This is a genomic window from Butyrivibrio sp. INlla16 (assembly GCF_900104155.1).
GTDB lineage: Bacteria > Bacillota > Clostridia > Lachnospirales > Lachnospiraceae > Butyrivibrio.
On record NZ_FMYB01000048.1, the window covers coordinates 1 to 16,699 of the forward strand.

At 40.5% G+C, this 16,699-nt stretch carries 28 protein-coding genes and 2 pseudogenes; all 30 read left to right on the forward strand.

Annotated elements, in window-relative coordinates; genetic code table 11:
* On the forward strand, window positions 1-150 hold a 150-nt coding region (locus tag BLR42_RS17600), incomplete at its 5' end, for a transposase (RefSeq protein WP_139165202.1).
* A gap of 170 nt (window positions 151-320) precedes the next feature.
* Window positions 321-599: pseudogene (locus tag BLR42_RS17605) on the forward strand (NAD(P)H-dependent oxidoreductase); the annotation flags it as partial.
* 122 nt (window positions 600-721) lie between these two features.
* Window positions 722-1,279: a GNAT family N-acetyltransferase gene (locus BLR42_RS17610; protein WP_026498964.1), complete on the forward strand. Its 558-nt coding sequence runs from the start codon at window positions 722-724 to the stop codon at window positions 1,277-1,279.
* A 27-nt stretch (window positions 1,280-1,306) separates the two neighbouring features.
* Complete coding sequence (locus BLR42_RS17615) at window positions 1,307-1,828, forward strand: GNAT family N-acetyltransferase (protein WP_091871980.1); 522 nt, start codon at window positions 1,307-1,309, stop codon at window positions 1,826-1,828.
* A gap of 3 nt (window positions 1,829-1,831) precedes the next feature.
* The gene (locus BLR42_RS17620) at window positions 1,832-2,491 is read left to right on the forward strand and encodes a hypothetical protein (RefSeq protein WP_242879413.1); all 660 of its coding nucleotides are present in this window, start codon (window positions 1,832-1,834) and stop codon (window positions 2,489-2,491) included.
* Window positions 2,492-2,537: 46 nt separating this feature from the next.
* Window positions 2,538-3,017 carry a GNAT family N-acetyltransferase gene (locus BLR42_RS17625; RefSeq protein WP_091871982.1) on the forward strand — a complete coding sequence of 160 codons (480 nt, stop codon included), beginning with the start codon at window positions 2,538-2,540 and terminating at the stop codon, window positions 3,015-3,017.
* Window positions 3,018-3,084: 67 nt separating this feature from the next.
* Window positions 3,085-3,231: a hypothetical protein gene (locus tag BLR42_RS22970; RefSeq protein WP_170832856.1), complete on the forward strand. Its 147-nt coding sequence runs from the start codon at window positions 3,085-3,087 to the stop codon at window positions 3,229-3,231.
* A gap of 12 nt (window positions 3,232-3,243) precedes the next feature.
* Window positions 3,244-3,741, forward strand: a complete 498-nt coding sequence (locus BLR42_RS17630) for a GNAT family N-acetyltransferase (protein ID WP_091871985.1) — start codon at window positions 3,244-3,246, stop codon at window positions 3,739-3,741.
* A gap of 111 nt (window positions 3,742-3,852) precedes the next feature.
* Window positions 3,853-4,197 (forward strand): hypothetical protein, encoded by a 345-nt coding sequence (locus BLR42_RS17635; protein ID WP_091871988.1) that lies wholly within the window; start codon window positions 3,853-3,855, stop codon window positions 4,195-4,197.
* An 87-nt stretch (window positions 4,198-4,284) separates the two neighbouring features.
* A complete protein-coding gene (locus BLR42_RS17640; protein ID WP_330387389.1) occupies window positions 4,285-5,031 on the forward strand; it encodes a DUF554 domain-containing protein in 747 nt (248 codons plus the stop codon).
* Between the two features lie 55 nt (window positions 5,032-5,086).
* Window positions 5,087-5,833, forward strand: a complete 747-nt coding sequence (yaaA, locus tag BLR42_RS17645; protein WP_026658914.1) for a peroxide stress protein YaaA — start codon at window positions 5,087-5,089, stop codon at window positions 5,831-5,833.
* A 10-nt stretch (window positions 5,834-5,843) separates the two neighbouring features.
* Window positions 5,844-6,197, forward strand: a complete 354-nt coding sequence (locus tag BLR42_RS17650) for a C-GCAxxG-C-C family protein (protein ID WP_170832857.1) — start codon at window positions 5,844-5,846, stop codon at window positions 6,195-6,197.
* A 621-nt stretch (window positions 6,198-6,818) separates the two neighbouring features.
* A complete protein-coding gene (locus BLR42_RS17660) occupies window positions 6,819-7,268 on the forward strand; it encodes a type II toxin-antitoxin system PemK/MazF family toxin (protein WP_242879414.1) in 450 nt (149 codons plus the stop codon).
* Window positions 7,189-7,389, forward strand: coding sequence for an excisionase (locus tag BLR42_RS17665; protein ID WP_091872001.1), 201 nt, complete (start codon window positions 7,189-7,191; stop codon window positions 7,387-7,389). The genes BLR42_RS17660 and BLR42_RS17665 overlap by 80 nt, the downstream gene beginning before the upstream one ends.
* 76 nt (window positions 7,390-7,465) lie before the next feature.
* The gene (locus BLR42_RS17670; protein ID WP_091872004.1) at window positions 7,466-8,701 is read left to right on the forward strand and encodes a site-specific integrase; all 1,236 of its coding nucleotides are present in this window, start codon (window positions 7,466-7,468) and stop codon (window positions 8,699-8,701) included.
* 285 nt (window positions 8,702-8,986) lie between these two features.
* On the forward strand, window positions 8,987-9,469 hold the full coding sequence (locus tag BLR42_RS17675; RefSeq protein ID WP_091872007.1) for an MPN domain-containing protein: 483 nt from the start codon (window positions 8,987-8,989) through the stop codon (window positions 9,467-9,469).
* Between the two features lie 9 nt (window positions 9,470-9,478).
* Window positions 9,479-9,745 (forward strand): hypothetical protein, encoded by a 267-nt coding sequence (locus BLR42_RS17680; RefSeq protein ID WP_026497025.1) that lies wholly within the window; start codon window positions 9,479-9,481, stop codon window positions 9,743-9,745.
* A 765-nt stretch (window positions 9,746-10,510) separates the two neighbouring features.
* Window positions 10,511-10,768, forward strand: coding sequence for a DUF6462 family protein (locus BLR42_RS17685; RefSeq protein WP_091872010.1), 258 nt, complete (start codon window positions 10,511-10,513; stop codon window positions 10,766-10,768).
* 8 nt (window positions 10,769-10,776) lie between these two features.
* The gene (locus tag BLR42_RS17690; RefSeq protein ID WP_091872013.1) at window positions 10,777-11,052 is read left to right on the forward strand and encodes a DUF6462 family protein; all 276 of its coding nucleotides are present in this window, start codon (window positions 10,777-10,779) and stop codon (window positions 11,050-11,052) included.
* 1 nt (window position 11,053) lies between these two features.
* Window positions 11,054-11,200 (forward strand): annotated as a pseudogene (locus BLR42_RS17695) (ParA family protein); the annotation flags it as partial.
* Window positions 11,201-11,216: 16 nt separating this feature from the next.
* Window positions 11,217-12,119: a ParB/RepB/Spo0J family partition protein gene (locus tag BLR42_RS17700; protein WP_091872016.1), complete on the forward strand. Its 903-nt coding sequence runs from the start codon at window positions 11,217-11,219 to the stop codon at window positions 12,117-12,119.
* Window positions 12,120-12,121: 2 nt separating this feature from the next.
* Entirely contained in the window at window positions 12,122-12,487 is a 366-nt protein-coding gene (locus BLR42_RS17705) for a replication initiator protein A (RefSeq protein ID WP_170832858.1), read from the forward strand.
* Window positions 12,488-12,555: 68 nt separating this feature from the next.
* A complete protein-coding gene (locus BLR42_RS17710; RefSeq protein WP_170832859.1) occupies window positions 12,556-13,500 on the forward strand; it encodes a DUF6017 domain-containing protein in 945 nt (314 codons plus the stop codon).
* Between the two features lie 81 nt (window positions 13,501-13,581).
* On the forward strand, window positions 13,582-14,022 hold the full coding sequence (locus tag BLR42_RS17715; protein WP_091872023.1) for a hypothetical protein: 441 nt from the start codon (window positions 13,582-13,584) through the stop codon (window positions 14,020-14,022).
* A 40-nt stretch (window positions 14,023-14,062) separates the two neighbouring features.
* Window positions 14,063-14,368 (forward strand): hypothetical protein, encoded by a 306-nt coding sequence (locus tag BLR42_RS17720; RefSeq protein ID WP_091872026.1) that lies wholly within the window; start codon window positions 14,063-14,065, stop codon window positions 14,366-14,368.
* A gap of 17 nt (window positions 14,369-14,385) precedes the next feature.
* Window positions 14,386-14,535, forward strand: coding sequence for a hypothetical protein (locus BLR42_RS22440; protein ID WP_242879415.1), 150 nt, complete (start codon window positions 14,386-14,388; stop codon window positions 14,533-14,535).
* Entirely contained in the window at window positions 14,532-14,876 is a 345-nt protein-coding gene (locus BLR42_RS17725; RefSeq protein ID WP_026509228.1) for a helix-turn-helix domain-containing protein, read from the forward strand. Before BLR42_RS22440 ends, BLR42_RS17725 begins: the two co-directional genes overlap by 4 nt.
* A gap of 132 nt (window positions 14,877-15,008) precedes the next feature.
* Entirely contained in the window at window positions 15,009-15,452 is a 444-nt protein-coding gene (locus tag BLR42_RS17730) for a MarR family winged helix-turn-helix transcriptional regulator (protein WP_026670165.1), read from the forward strand.
* Entirely contained in the window at window positions 15,445-15,921 is a 477-nt protein-coding gene (locus tag BLR42_RS17735; RefSeq protein WP_242879416.1) for a GNAT family N-acetyltransferase, read from the forward strand. Before BLR42_RS17730 ends, BLR42_RS17735 begins: the two co-directional genes overlap by 8 nt.
* A gap of 23 nt (window positions 15,922-15,944) precedes the next feature.
* Window positions 15,945-16,499 carry a DUF5714 domain-containing protein gene (locus BLR42_RS17740; RefSeq protein ID WP_091872029.1) on the forward strand — a complete coding sequence of 185 codons (555 nt, stop codon included), beginning with the start codon at window positions 15,945-15,947 and terminating at the stop codon, window positions 16,497-16,499.
* The last annotated feature ends 200 nt before the right edge of the window (window positions 16,500-16,699 follow it).

Here is a 16,699-nt window from a genome sequence, read left to right on the forward strand (position 1 = left end):
TTTACAAACGCAATACTGGAAGGTATGAACAGTATCATACAGAATGTAAAACGCAGAGCCCGCGGTTTCAGGAATACTGAATATTTCAAAACAATGATCTACCTGAACTGCAGTGATCTGGATATTGAAGCGGTGATAACTATGGCGTAGCACTCTTATTCATTGATTCCTTGGGTGCCCTGTAGTTGTGTGGCAATGGTATGTCAAGGGTTTCCACACAATGGAGCGAAGCTCCCTTGATATACCATTGCCACACAGCTACACTTCCAAGCAGGAATCAATAATAAGGAAATGTTGTTACCCACTATAAATGGGGATTAACCATAGTTTTTGCATCTCCAATCTATTACTTCACCATGACAGCGCAGATGGAGGCTGCTATCCAGAGAGTTTACTGTATTGGCAAGCCTGAAGCAAAGAAGACAGTTCTTCTGCTCAGTTCAGGATCTCCCGGTGTATATGATGCTGCGATTGCCCAATATAAGGCATACATGGGATATGCAGGTATTGAGGCAGCAGGCGTAATTACTGCTAATGGGGACGAGAACAAATCCGAAGCCAAGATGAACGAGATAAGGGAATTTGCAAAAACACTGTAACAGACTTGTAAGACAAGTGGTTTTTTAAATTATCTGAAAAAGCCTTTTGACGGTATTTACTGTAAAAAGGCTTTTTTTCTGATATAGTGAAACTATGTTTTGTTGACGGAGGATGTATGAAAATGAGGCATTGCGGGACACAGACAATTGAGACCGAGAGACTGATACTGAGGAAATTCAAAGTTGAAGATGCTGATGCTATGTTCTTGAACTGGGCAAATGATGAAGAGGTCACGAAGTTTCTAACGTGGCCGCCTCATGGAACTGTTGATGTAACAAGGAATCTACTGAGGCAGTGGGTGGATTCATATAAGGATAAAAAGTACTATCAGTGGGCTATTGTCTTGAAAGAAATAGATGAGCCAATAGGCAGTATCTCCGCCGTCGGTATGAAAGAAAACATAAATATGATCCACATTGGTTACTGCATTGGAAGAGCATGGTGGCATCAGGGGATTACATCTGAAGCTTTAAATGCTGTTATAGATTTCTTTTTTGATAAGGTGGAAGCAAATCGTATTGAATCAAGGCATGATGTTAATAACCCTCACTCCGGTATGGTCATGAAGAAATGTGGAATGCAATATGAGGGCACGCTACGTAGCTCAGATATCAACAATCAGGGGATCAATGATTCCAGCTGGTATGCAATTCTTAGATCTGACAGGATTGATGGATAAAGAGAGGAAAGAAGACTGGGAGAATAGATGACAATAAGACAACTTGGCTATGATGAATACAACGGAAAACGATATAAAGCAGAAGTCCGGTCAAACAAGTACCTGTCTATAGAGCCTGCAGATGACGGCTTTTCTGTGGAATGGATAGAAGCGGATAACGAGATTGTGGAGCCGCTTGAAGATGATATGCTGTCGGAATGGCTAGACAATCCGGTAGCTTATGGAGCATTTGAAGGAGATGTTCTTATAGGCTTTGTAGAAGGATTTCTGGAAGCGTGGAATAACAGATACAGAATATCAAATATCTGTGTGTTTGATGTGGGACTTCGTAGCCAAGGTGTAGGGACTGCACTTCTTGAAACAATTTTGAAAGTGGCTGTAGATAGCGGTGCGAGAATGGCTGTCCTGGAAACACAGAGCTACAATTCAAAAGCGATTTTGTTCTATAAAAAGAACGGCTTCGAGCTTATAGGATTTGACAGATATGCCTATTCTAATGAAGGCCCGGAAGAGCACAACATGAGAATTGAGATGGGAAAGAGACTATAGATTATGATGGATATTAAGAGGATAGAGACTGGTGGAATTACTTATATTGAGCCAGTTAATGGAGCCACAAGTGAGTGGTACTATGGCATGGATTATGAGCACGGGGACCTTTATGAGGCAGAGGAAGTTTTTCGTGAGGGTTATAAAGTAAAGGGAAGAAAGCTATGTCTGGTGCATTATCCTGATGGGCAGGTTTATGTTCCTGTGCCAAAGACGGAAGGGCACTATAGTGATATACCGGTATTTTTTGAGAACGGAATTTTTATAATCGATGTGGATTTTCCGAAAGAAATGATCCGGATAATGAGATTCAATTGCAATGATTATCATGTAAGTATTCATGAGGAAATTCCGCTTTCTTCAGTAAAGGATTGTTACAATTTACAGCTGCATACTACACCGCTTATGCTTTCAAGGCAATGCGGAAACGAATTAGATATTGTCTGGCCGGAAAAACTCATCCTTTCAATGGGAGATCATGACACCTTTTTCATGAGGGACGGAGAAAAACTGTTTTTTGGCAGGTGGTATGAAGAAGGCGAAGGCGTTGATTACAGATATTGGGAGGAGATTATCGTCAGGAACCTTTCCGGAGATGTGATCGAGACGCTTCCAGGAGATATAATTCAGATGCCAAACGGAGAGATGTGGCATTTGAAGTAGAGCTTGTGATCTGTTGTATCAACATAATTGAAGAGGTGTATTTGAAATGATAATTCGAAAATATGAGGAAAAAGACCTACGGCAGATGATAGATATTTGGAATGAGGTTGTTGAAGACGGGATTGCATTTCCTCAAGAGGACATGCTTGACGAGCAATCCGGGAAAGAGTTTTTTAGATCACAGAGCTATACGGGTGTGGCTGAAGACAATGGAAAGATAGTAGGACTGTATATTTTACATCCCAACAACGTAGGCAGATGTGGGCATATTTGTAATGCCAGCTATGCGGTAAGCTCAAAGTGTCGTGGAAAGCATATAGGGGAAAAACTTGTAACGGATTGTTTGGGAAAAGCCAAAGAACTGGGGTTTCGAGTATTACAGTTCAATGCTGTTGTCGAGAGTAATATCCATGCCAGACATCTATATGAAAGACTTGGTTTTGTTCAACTCGGGACAATACCAGGCGGGTTTCGTATGAAGGATGGAACTTTTGAGAATATCTGTCCTTACTATCATGTCCTGTGAAACAATAATGTTTTACGAATTATGACAAGAGACTAATTATCAACAGAACTTTTAACGGGGAGCAATAATGGGGAAGAAAAAAGTGGAACACGTTGTTTTTGACGGCATGCGAGAGATAAAAAAGAAATATAATATCAGTGAATACAACAAAAAATCTCATGCTGATAAAAGAAAGCGGACAGCGACAATGCATGTTAAAGACCCAAAACAATAGGGAGAAAAATAAATGAGTTTCGAATTATTACCATTAGAGGATGCGGACATATCAATATTCAAACATGATATGCAGGAGGCGTTCCAGCGTGGTGCTGCGGAATGGGAAGATGATCCGGAAGAGGAAATATTGCCGGAGTCACATATAGATAAATCACTGAATACAAAGGGAATGGTAGCTTATAAGGCAGTTGTGAATGGTGAGCTTTCAGGTGGAGCTATTATTGTAATAAATGGCAATCATGGTCACTTGGATTTTCTGTATGTGAAAAGTGGTATTCAGAGTAAGGGTATAGGTCAGAAAATCTGGAATGCTATTGAGACGGGACATCCTGAGGTTACGCTCTGGGAGACGTGCACGCCATACTTTGATACAAGAAATCTGCATTTTTATATAAACCGTCTTGGCTTTGCGGCAGTGGAATTTTATAATCCAAAGCATAAGGATCCTAGTGCTCCGGATGGAGATGATGGTTCAGATTTTTTCTTTAGGTTTGAGAAGAGAATTTGACCTATGAACAAATTATGCTGCTCTATTTCACCACTTTTTCTCTGTTTTCTGGAAGGAACCCTGATTATAATCTAGCTTGTAAGGATAACTTAAAGGAGGAGACTTGAAAATATGACACCTAAAATCTGGTTATGCATTGTATTGATCGGAGTACTTGCGCCTGCATACCTTTTGTTTGGTGTAGCAACTTCCAAAAACGTCAAGGAGATGTCGGAAAAGAATAAAGAAGAGCTTGAAAAGAACAGAGCCAGGCACAGATACATGGTACTTGGACAGAGCTGGGGGATGGGTATAGGAGTTGCAGTTGGATGTATAGCAAGTTATCTCTTATCCGGAAAAGTGTCGACAGGTATGTGTCTTGGAACAGGACTTGGAATGCTTGTAGGTATGATGGTCGGAGCAATGATTGACAGGAAAAAGGCATCGGAAGAGAAGTTAGATGCATCTAATAGATAATAATAACAAGCGGCAGGATGCAGTTTCCTTTGAATTGTGTCCTGCCTTTTTCATGAGTATAATTATTCATAAAATATCAGGAGAAAAATGAAAAAAAGGAAATATAAGAACATGATAATGTTGGGGACAATAATAAACAGTGCAGCTATAGTTGCTGCCGGTTTCCTTGGAAATATAACAGGGAAGTTATTTAAAGAAGATCAGCAGGATGCACTTTGTAAGGTATGTGGTATAAGTACCCTTTTTATAGCAATTTCAGGTGCTATGGAGGGTATGATGAAAGTTGAGAACAATGCACTCGTGGGTGGCAGATCCATGCTTGTAGTTCTATGCCTTGCCATAGGAACAGCTATAGGGGAACTGATTGGAATAGAAAGAGCCTTTGAGCGTTTTGGGGAATGGCTTAAAATAAAAAGTGGTAATGGCAAGGATTCGGAATTTGTAAACGCTTTTGTGACTGCATCGCTTACGGTATGCATAGGGGCTATGGCTATTGTAGGCTCAATACAGGATGGAATCAGCGGAGATTATTCAACGCTTGCTGTAAAGGCTGTGCTGGATTTTATAATAGTAGCCATTATGACAGCATCTATGGGAAAAGGGTGTGCTTTTTCTGTAATACCGGTGTTTTTGCTTGAGGGGTCGATAACTCTGCTGGCGAGACTGGTATCACCTATTATGACTGATATGGCTGTTTCGTATCTGTCACTTATCGGAAGCATACTGATCTTCTGCGTTGGTGTTAACCTTGTTTGGGGCAAGAAAGTGCGAGTGGCTAATATGCTGCCTGCCTTAGTGATAGCGGTTATTGCAGCATACATACCGGCTATGTAAAGCTAGGGAAAATGAAATCAGCCGATGGACCTGAAAAAATGTTTGGAGAACTGTGATGAGGATTATTCTTTCACCTGCAAAGAAAATGAATGTGGATACGGATAAACTTGAGTGTCAGGGACTTCCGGTATTTATTGACCAGACGGAGGAAATACTTGAGTGGCTCTGCAATAAGTCACATTCTGAATTACAAGAACTGTGGGGATGTAATGATAAGATTGCTGAGCAGAATTATAAACGTATTAAAGAGATGGATCTTCGTAACAGGCTGACACCGGCTATACTTTCATATGAAGGAATCGCGTTTCAATATATGGCACCTGCGGTGTTTGAAGACAGAAGCTTTGATTATGTGCAGGAGCATCTTCGAATTCTTTCAGGTTTTTATGGTGTGCTGAAACCGATGGACGGAGTTACGCCATACAGGCTTGAGATGCAGGCTAAGGCAGCAATTAATGGACATAAGGATTTATATGATCTGTGGGGATCCAGGCTCTATGATGAAGTAAGTGATGGTACCAGTGTTATAATAAACCTTGCATCGAAGGAGTATTCAAAGTGCATTGAAAAATACCTGAAACCGGATGACTGTTACATCACCATCACATTTGGCGAGATGGTAAATGGGAAGCTTGTGACAAAGGGGACATATGCCAAGATGGCCAGGGGAGAGATGGTGAAGTATATGGCTGAAAACCAGATTGAAGATCCTAATGAGATAAAGAAGTTTGACCGGCTTGGACATGTCTATAGGGATGATCTTTCATGTGACACTGAAATCGTTTTTGAAAAGAGAAAGTGACTGGATATATATGAATGAAATGGAAAAGATAGCCAGAGAGAATCACCGTAACGGAAATAACTGTTCAGCCTCGCTTGCCATGGCGTTTGCTGAAAAACTAGGTGTGACACCTGAGAAGGCAAAGAAAAGCGTGCCTGCGCCAAGAAGCATTGACGGTAAATGCGGCGGGTATCTCAGCGTTGTGGCGATGTTTGAGAAGCTTGGGATGGATAAAGTCGGTGAATATGAGAAGATGTTCCTTGAGAAGAACGGAAGTCTTTACTGTAAAGAACTGATCGCATCAAGGGCAGGAACCGGAAGAACATGCAATGATATTGTCGGAGAAGCAGCAGCCATGCTCGATGAACTGATGAAGAATTCCTGAGGGAGGTCTGTTTCAGATGTCTGACAAACAGCCACCAAGGGATAATCCTTAAAACAGAATAACAGAAATAATTCGAAGCTTTCATTACAGCAGATCATGATTCTTGTGGTCTGCTTTTTTTTATTAATTTATATAGAAGAAATAGCTTCAGAAAAACTTTTTCAAAAAATTTCATTTTGGAGGTTGTGGAATGACCTCTCCCAGTGGGAATAAGTGAAGGGGTAAATAATCCTTTCGTCGGACATTGAAAACTGAATAGTCATTCATCAGGTACAGTCCTGTACTGTGGAGCCGCAAGGGTACGCCTTGAGCGAGATAGCCCCTCTGGAATGCCGGTAGCACCGGCATGGCGAAGATAAGTACAGGGATAATGAGACTTCCGCTTAGCCACAACTAAACGTAATGGGAGCGGCCCGGCGAGACCCGCGGGGAGGAGAGAACCTATGGAGCTGTGCTGCAGCCACCTGATGATTTCCCGGAATCTTCTGATTCATTGTATCGGGGTGTCGAGGACAAGTAGATACGTTAATTTCGCTGGAATAATTACGAGGGTGATCCTTCTGTATACCAATATGGAAGGGCTCCCTCTTTACATAAAGATAGAAGAAGGTGGTGATGGGTATGAATGAAATCCAGCGTGGCGAAATCTATCTTGCAGATCTTGGCGAGGGAGTTGGATCTGAGCAGAAGGGGGTGAGGCCCGTACTTATTGTTCAGAACAACAGGGGGAATAAGTATTCCCCGACAGTAACTGTAGTACCAATTACAACTAAGATCCACAAAAGCAGTGGACTGCCTACTCATGTAATCCTGGATGGTGTAGGTGGACTTAAGGAAAAATCAGCAACGATTGCTGAACAGATTATGACAATTGATAAAACTAGGTTGATCGAATATATGGGAGAATTGGACGAAAAATTTATGAGAAAATATATCGATAAAACAATCTTAGTTCAACTCAATATTGATAACAAGGGGAGAGGTGGAAAGAATGGAAACATACGACATAAGACTTTGCGAAAGGCCAACACTGACTGTAGAAGAAGCGGCAGCTCTCTACAATATAGGTGAGAACAAATTAAGGGATCTGACAGATAAGGATTCATGTCCTTATGTTTTATTCGTCGGAAGAAAGAGACTTATAAAAAGAAAACAGTTTGATGAATATATCGGAAAGGCATATTCCATATAATCGGCATCATGGTGTGAAAAAGGTTGATGTGCTAATTTCAAAGCATATCAACCTAGTTTTGTGAAGGAGGCAAAATATGGAAAGAAGAAAAGACTCTAACGGGAGAGTTCTTAAGGAAAATGAAACGCAGAGAAAAGATGGTACATATATGTATCGCTGGAGGACAAGTACAGGTAAGCGTGAAACCATATATGCACCCGACCTGGATAAGCTCCGTGAAAAGGAGGAAAACATCCAGAGAGATAAGTATGATGGAATAAGGACGGATGCTAAAAACGTAACCTTAAATGAAGTATTTGATCTGTGGAAAATCATGAAGAAGGGACTCAAGGATAATACATATCAGGGTTACATGTATACCTGGGAGAGATTTGTCAGAGATGACATTGGGAAGAACAGAATAGTTAATATGAAGAAATCCGATATCCGCAGATACTACAATAAAATGCTTGATGAAAGAGGATTAAAGGTAGCAACGATTGACAGCATACATACCGTGCTCCATCAGGTTCTTGATGTTGCAGTGGAGGACGGTTATCTGAGAAATAATATCGGAGATAAGGCACTGAAGGAATTAAAGCAATCCAGAAACCTAGGTTCAGAAAAGAGAAAAGCACTTACTGTTGCTGAACAGGAGCTGTTCCTTGAATATCTCAGAGTAACACCTATGTATAATCACTGGTATCCGGTATTCTCATTTATGCTTGGCACGGGACTCCGTGTGGGAGAGTTGACAGGATTAAGGTGGAACGACATTGATGAAGAGAATGGATTTATTGATGTAAACCATACGCTTGTGTATTACCAACATGCAGATAATGGATGCTATTTTGGAATCAATACACCAAAGACAAAGAAAGGTGAGAGAATGATTCCAATGATGCAGTCTGTGAAAGAGGCTCTTGCCCAGGAAAAAGAGTATCAGGATTATACCGGAATTCACTGTAAGGTGACAGTTGATGGTTATACGGATTTTATTTTTGTAAATCAGAATGGTAATGTGCAGAATCAGGGAACATTGAACAAAGCCCTTAGGAGAATCATCAGAGACTGTAATCAGAAGGTACTTGATAATAGAAAAGGAAATCAGAAGGTTGTCCTTCTTCCAAACTTCAGCTGTCATAATCTGAGACACACCTTTGCAACAAGATTATGCGAAGCCGGGGTGAATATAAAAGTCATTCAGGAGATCCTTGGCCACTCCGATATATCGACTACTCTCGATATATACACGGATGCAACGAGTGATTTCAAGAAGAAGGAGATGAGTGTCTTCGAGGAATTTTTAATTAAGAAAAATAAGAAAGACTGATACATAGCGTCATGAGTCTGGTCATGGAACCGGATGCATGGCGCTATTTTATTCCTCTTTTCTTTCCATATAAAAGGCGGTGATCTTTATGGGCTCATCGCCTTTCCTTATCCTAGGCTTTGACGCGACATGTCATCCGATTGTTGAAAATTAAGACTCATTTAATAAAAAATGTCGTATAATCTTGATGTAGTGAAGTTATGAGAAATCATTAGAGTTATAGAACGCAGAGTTTGTTTTCAAGAACGATAGTTTTGATATGGTATAATGAGGAGTAGGTAAAAGGTGGAAAATGATTATTTGATGTTGTCAGGGGCAATCAATTCCGCAAAGTCAACCCAGGTTGCTCTTAATTCGCTGAGGCTAGGGGAAGCAGGATTAAATGCCCATAGACAGAATTTGCTAAATAGAGCGCCGGTTACAGATAGTTTTGCATCTTTTCCGAGAGACAGCATAGAGATTGAGGATTTGGCATATCTGTCGGCTCATGAAGATCATGAATTTGCTCTGCTCCGTGGAAAGAGGAATGATATTTTAATCCATGGAGAGCATTCAAAGGTAAATTTTGATGAAGATCTGGAAGCACTATTACTTCAGGGGAAATATGAACTTATTGCTCATTCGCATCCGGATATAGAGCTTACTGCTTCAAGAGAAGATCGTGAATTTCTAAGACGGATAGGACAGAAATCAAGCGTGATAATCTCATGGTATACTGGCAATATGATGAAGTTTTATGCTGACCCGTTTGAGGAGTTGTTTAATTAGGAGGCAGCTATGGATAGAGAAAAAATTGGATTTAAGGCATGTCTGAAAGCAATAGGAGAAGATTTTGCAGCCGCATATAAAGACAATATGGTTTTTAGTTGCGGAGAAACGGAGCAAGGTTTGTTCTGCTTTTTGGGTATTTCAACACATGATTATGAAGGAGAAGGATTGTGTTTGAAATCAAATGTGGATGATTGGGACTATTATGCGTCCTGCTACGTTCTTGAGAATAATGAAGTTAAAATGGATAAGTGTAAGCTTCCGACGTTGGTTTGATTTTTTCATTCTATGAAATGATATGTGTACGTATTCAAAGGTAGTTGTGGTAAAAGACTATAGCTACCTTTTCTAATAGTTTTATCAATAGGTGTTATCCTAGGTTTGGTGTCCGTGGGTGAGAGACAAAATATTTACACCCACCCATACACCCAAGTTACACCCATTACACCCATAACTGATAAAAGTATATAAAAAGCAGTGTGAGCTTCAAATAAGAGCACATCAGCAAATAAGAGGATTTAAGAAGATTTATGAGAAGTACAAGCAGCTGGGAATATCGTCCCGACACTCAAATCATTAAACCCTGATAAGGCTTGATTTTACTGGGGTTGAGCGATTTAGAAAGACCGATTTGACAACAAATTGACAACAAATCGGGCTTTTACACCGCAGAAATTCGCACGCTACCGAATAGTTTTTGATTTTTGTTGTCAGTGGCCTAAATGTTTACACAGGCCGTCGCTTAAATCATTGAATCCGGAAAAGCCTTGAAAACACTGGCTTTGAGCTGACAAAAAGAGCTGATTTGACACTGTTTTGACAACAAATCAGATTTCAGTATTGAAGGCAATCGGATGGATATGAAGAGTCAGGTTTTATAGGGTAGTTCCAGATAAAGACATATACTTGATGTTTAAATCCAATTGAATACTCATTATGAGTTCCAGAGGGACACTTTTTAAGAGAAAAACTTAAAAGGTGTCCCTCTTTTGTTTTGGCAAGGCTCTATCACACACAAAACCAAAGATTGGAGGAATGAACATGAAGAAAAATGAAGAAGAAATCACTGATGAGATGCGCGAGGAAATTCGTTCACAGATGCGAAGAACACGCCGTAAGTACCTGCGGTATAAGGATGCAGAGATTGTCTACTCCATCCAGCACAAGAAGCTCCTGGAGCTTGCAGGAAAAGCGGGTGCAATCATTCGCTTCGATGGTTATGTGCTGATAGACAGAGACCGGTTCGATGCCTACCTTGACCAGTTCAGGGAGCCGTCAACTTTGATAGTGAAGGAATGAGGTGCGACATGACCGGAAACGTATGGAAGTTTTCAGACCAGATTGATGATGAAGACCTGCTATTCATGCAAAGAGATTTCATAACGCTGTGGATGGCAAAGGACTATTACGAGATGGGCGAAAAGCCCTTCCGCAGGCTGGCTGAGCAGGCAGGAGCCATTTACAAGATAGACAAGATGGTTCGTATCAATCGTCACATATTAGAGGACTACATGAGAAAACATCCAAAGCTTGCAGAGCGCAAGTATGGAACATTCGGAAGATTGCCAAAGGAGGAACAGTAAAATGGGAAAAATCATAGCACTCACTAATCAGAAGGGCGGGGTTGCGAAGACCACGACCGCAGTAAATCTGGGGACAGGACTTGCTCAGGCAGGTAAAAAGGTTCTGCTCGTCGATGGAGATCCGCAGGGTTCTCTCACAATATGCATAAGGGAGGTAATGGACAATGGCACAAAGAGTTGGACAGAAAGTAAAGCTATCTAGTATTGATGAGCTTCTGGGAGTTCCCAGCATGGAGGGAACAGTAGATCTTGATGTTATGACCATTTATCCCTTTGAGAATCATCCATTCAGAGTTGTAGATGATGAAAAGATGGATGAGCTTGTGGAGAGCATCAAGGAAAGCGGTGTTCTCACTCCGGTTCTTGTAAGGCCGGATGATGAGGGCAATTATGAGATGATCTCAGGGCACAGACGTCTTCATGCGGCAAAAAGAGCCGGACTTAGGAAGATTCCTGCAATCATTAAGGAAATGACCAATGATGATGCGACTATTGCCATGGTTAATGCGAATATGCAGAGGGAAGAGATTCTTCCTAGTGAAAAGGCTTTTGCTCTAAAGATGAAGATGGATGCAATGAAACATCAGGGGAAAACAACTTCGTCCACTGAGTGGACGAAGTCGCGTGCAGGAGACGAAGCTGGAGAAGCTCATGGATTACACAGATCTCAGGTACACAAATATGTAAGGCTCACATACTTGCTCCCAAAACTTTTAGATATGATTGACGAAGGAAGACTTGCTGTGGCTATTGGAGTAGAGATCTCCTATTTCAACCACACCTACCAGCAATGGCTCTGGGAATACATCCATGAAAACGGCATGATTAAGCAGGAACAGCTCATGGATCTCCGCCAATATCGTGATGATGACTCTCTCACCCAGGAACAGATGATAGACATCCTTATACAGAAGAGAGCCACTCCTCAGATCAAGAAGAAAGTTACGTTTAACGAAAGAAAGCTCAACAAGTATTTTCCTGCTTACTACTCTCAGTCTGAGATCGAAAGGATCATGATCAGTCTCCTGGAGGAATGGAAAAGAACTCACGAAAGCGAGGACACTTAATAATGATGGAATACTTTTATGGTGCGCAGTCAGCGCAGTTTGCTTCAGTGGAGATCCCCAAGGAGCTTCTGACAGGGAAGGCGTTTTCTTCCCTGTCCCCCGGAGCCAAGCTTATGTACGCAGTGCTTCTTGACAGAATGCGTGAAGCCAAAAGGCATAGTTGGTATGATGAGCAGAACCGGGTGTATATCCTTTATCCACTGAGAAAATTGGAAGAAGACATCGGCTTTTCCAGACACACAGTAATCGATTGTATGAAAGAACTTGAAGAAATTGGACTGATATTACGACTACAGGAAAAGGGAAAGCCCAATAAGATCTACGTCAAGAATTTCAACAGACAAAAGATATTTCAGCTGATTGGGTAGTGCAAATATTGCACCACTATACGCCATAGAAAGTCGTAGAAAGTCATTGAATGGAGGAGAAAAGAGCTTTGAGCGACAAGATAACATTTGACTATTTTTATGGTCAGGAATCTGAAATGCATGCTTATTACAGGCTGCCTAAGCTTCTTTTTACAAATAAGATATTCAGAAACATGAGCTCTGATGCCAAGATCCTGTATGGTCTGATGCTGGATAGAATGTCAATTTCGCAGAAAAATAAGTGGATAGATAGCGAAAATAGGGCATTTATCATATATTCACAGCAGGAAGCCATGGAAATGCTGGGCTGTAAGGAGAATAAGGCTATAAATCTTTTTAAGGAGCTGGAGGCTATAGGGCTCATGGAACGCAAGAAGCAGGGCCAGGGGAAAGCAGCTTTATTGTATCTGAAGGACTTCGTTGAGGAAGATTCAGAAGAAGTTCAGACCCGGGAAAAACCAATGTCTGAACAAAATGATGAAGTTTCAGACATGGGAAAAATCAAGGTCAAGACCTTTGAAAAACCAATGTCTAGAGATGGGAAAAATCAAGGTCTAGACATGGGAAAAACCAACCCTAATTATATTAATACTAATAATACTAACTTAGTTAAAATAACAAATCATATCACATCGATGGAGGCTGATCTGAATGATGACTACAGAGCGTATTATGAAATCCTTAGAGAAAACCTCGATATGGATACCATGATAGAGCGTCATCCGGAATACAGGGATGATCTTGAGGGAGTCTTTGACTTGATTCTTGAGACAGTTCTTTCCACCCGGAAGACAATCTGGATTGCCAAGAATGAGTATCCCAAGGATTTGGTGAAGTCCAAGTTCTTAAAGCTCAACCACATGCACCTTGAGTACGTAATCGACTGCCTAAAGAGCAACACCACCAAGATCACCCACATCAAGAACTACATGTTGGCAGCTCTGTTTAATGCTCCTTCAACCATGAGCAGTTACTACCAGGCAGAAGTTAACCACAACATGTATGGCACATAATCGTTATATTGACAACATTGTGCAACACTCATATAATTTACTGTAAGTGAACATAAAACAACACTCATGGAGGACAATGATATGCCAAGAGTTAATTTAGCAATCACACAGGAATTATATGATCAGATCGAGAAAGCAGCCAAGAAGGAGAAGGTAACAGTCAACTACTACATCTGCGATATGTTGGAAGAGAGGTTCGGCAAAAGAACTGTCTACGACTATACACTTGCCATCAACAACATGATCGCTGAGGCCAAGACAATGAAAGCAGAATTTGTCCTGGCAGATCTTCCGACCTTCGCAGGTGTAAACGATGTTCTGATTGAGTACGAGATAAAAGAGTCACCGGCCCAGGTCAGATCCCGTCTTGGCAAGATGTTTACAGAAGCAGTCAAGAAAGGGAATGCCAAAGGCATCGAGAGGGCTGTGATTGAAAGAAACGGTGTAGAAGAGTTTAAATCTGCTTCAAGAGCTGCTGTCTACTGTAACAAACTTTATAAACAAAAGAAAAACAGCAAGTGAGTGACCTGAGCTTTAGCCACTCTACGCTGGAGGAGGGGCTATGTTCATATTAAAGATTTTGATGAAGTTGGTGTTGTTCCCACTGGTTCTGATACTTTTCTTTCTGAGAATCTGGGTAGAACTACTATACAAAATTGGAGAGGTTGCATTCGGACTGTTCTGCATAGTAATGCTGGTTATATTTGCTGTTAATGTTTGGGTAATGTTCAAATGGCAGATGTGGGAGCCACTTGTAATTGATATTGGGATTGCTTTTGTAATATATCTGGGGACACTAGGTACAACCGGAATAGTAATGGCATTTCAGGCGCTTACTGATAAGCTTATGGAGTTATTAGAATCGTGATTTCAAAATGAGAGTTGTTGATACCCTATCAGATAGGGTATATTATTAATGGTAGTAGGAGATTATATGGCAAGAAAGAAAAAGATAATCTATCTAAAGAGGAAAGAAATAATATCAAGAAGGCAATAGGTATTCTTGAAAAGAGCCTCGGAGGTGGCAAGAAATGAATGATAGTGTTTATGAAAGCATTATGACAGGCCTTAATGAAGCTATTGAAGATGCAACTAGTAAAAAGCCAATACTAAAGAGACAAAAAGTTACTGTGGAACCTGTAAAAGTGTATGAAGCAGAAGATGTAAAAAGAATTAGAAATACTACAGGAATGTCACAAAAAACCTTTGCAAGTTATATGGGAGTATCAGATAAAACGGTTGAAGCATGGGAATCTGGTACTAATCATCCATCTGGAGCTGCTAGCAGAATACTAAATATGATGGAGATTGACAAGGATTTGGTGATTAAGTTTCCTTTTGTTAGTAATGTGCAGGATAAAAAGGCCCTTCAGTGAAAATGATTAATGAATATGCCCACGTAATTGCCATGTAGTTGTTTATAACGGCTATGTGGCTTTTTTATATTATAAATTAGTTGACAAATACAACTAATGATTTTATCATTTAAATCCATAGGAGGGCATTCGATGGATAAGGTAAAACTATTTCGAGAAAGTACCAGAGAATTAGAACGTAATCTTGAGAAGCTAAACAGTTCTGATTGCTGTCAATGTAACGTTAATACATCTCAATGCTTTCTGGTTGTTGAGATAGGCAGAAAACCTGGAATATGTGTAAAGGAACTTGCTGAACTTCTTAAGATGGATAAAAGTGCTGTAAGCAGATCTGTAGAAGAACTTGTTCAAAAAGGATATGTTTTGCGAGAACCTTCAAAAAGGGATCGTAGGTGTGTAGTGCTTAATCTGACTGATGAAGGAATGGCAAGATTCAATACAATAGAAAAAGATATGAATTTGAAGTTTGAGAGAGTTTTTTCAATGATTTCAAAGGAAAAACAGAGTCAGGTTTTAGAGGCATTAAATATCTATAATGATGCGATAAAAAAATCGGAGGTGGAATGCTGTGATTAGAGAAATGAGAGATGAAGACTGGGGGTCAGTATCAGAGATTTACAAGCAGGGATTAGAAGAGGGAACATCAACTTTTAATACAGAGTGTCCTAGTTTTACTGAGTGGAATGAAGGCCACGTAAAGAATTGCAGGTTTGTTTTTGAGGAAGAAGGGAAGGTTGTAGGCTGGATAGCGTTAAGTCCTTCTTCGAGTAGGTGCGCATATAAAGGCTGCGTTGAAATGAGTGTATATGTTGATAGAAACTATAGAGGTCATGGGATAGGAACAGCTTTGGTAAATACGATTATCCGAGAAGCTGAGAAAGATGGGTATTGGAGCATATATTCTGCAATATTCTCAATTAACAAAGCGAGTATAGCCCTACATAAAAAGTGCGGATTCAGGGAGATTGGCTATAGGGAAAGAATAGCTAAGGATCGATTTGGAAAATGGCAGAACACAACTCTTATGGAGTACAGAGCTTCATAATTAGTTTATAGGAGAAACTACTTATGACTATTGAAGAAAAAGCAAACAGGATTATTGAAGATATACGTAATGAAAAAGGCGTAAATCCTATCAAGATGTTTAAGTCAATGGCAAAAAAAGAGTATATAAGCATACATGGGCCAGAGCATCATATATTAGATGGCGCATGTCTTTTAATGGCTTATCATAATGCAGGTGGCAAAATAGATATAGACTCTGCTTTGGAGAAGCTTTTGAAAGAAGGACTCCGGATGCCGGGAGCAATGTGCGGACTGTGGGGAATATGCGGAGCGATAACATCTATAGGAGCAGCCCTTTCTATCATTGATGGTACAGGACCACTTTCTGAGGATGGCACATGGGGAGATCACATGTCATTTACATCAAGCGCCATAGGAGAGCTTGGCAAGATAAATGGCCCAAGATGTTGTAAAAGAGATGCTATGATTGCGTTCAAGCATGGAATAGAGTACGTAAGACAGCACTACGGTGTGCAGATTGAATATGAGAAGCAACACTGTGAGTTCTCATCGCAGAATCAGCAGTGTATCAAAGAAAGATGCCCTTTCTTTGGATAATGGAAAGCTTTTTGTTCCGGACGATTTAGAAATTATGGAACTTTGAATTCCAGCATAACGCTCCACCTTCTAGGGACTTAGAGCGGAAAATCAGAATATGTTTAGCAGCTCTTTAGGTTGGATTTAGTTAACGGATATATCATGAGAATGTAAACTGAAGAACAGAACTCTTAGAAATTCTGAAAACAGGTTTACTGCGA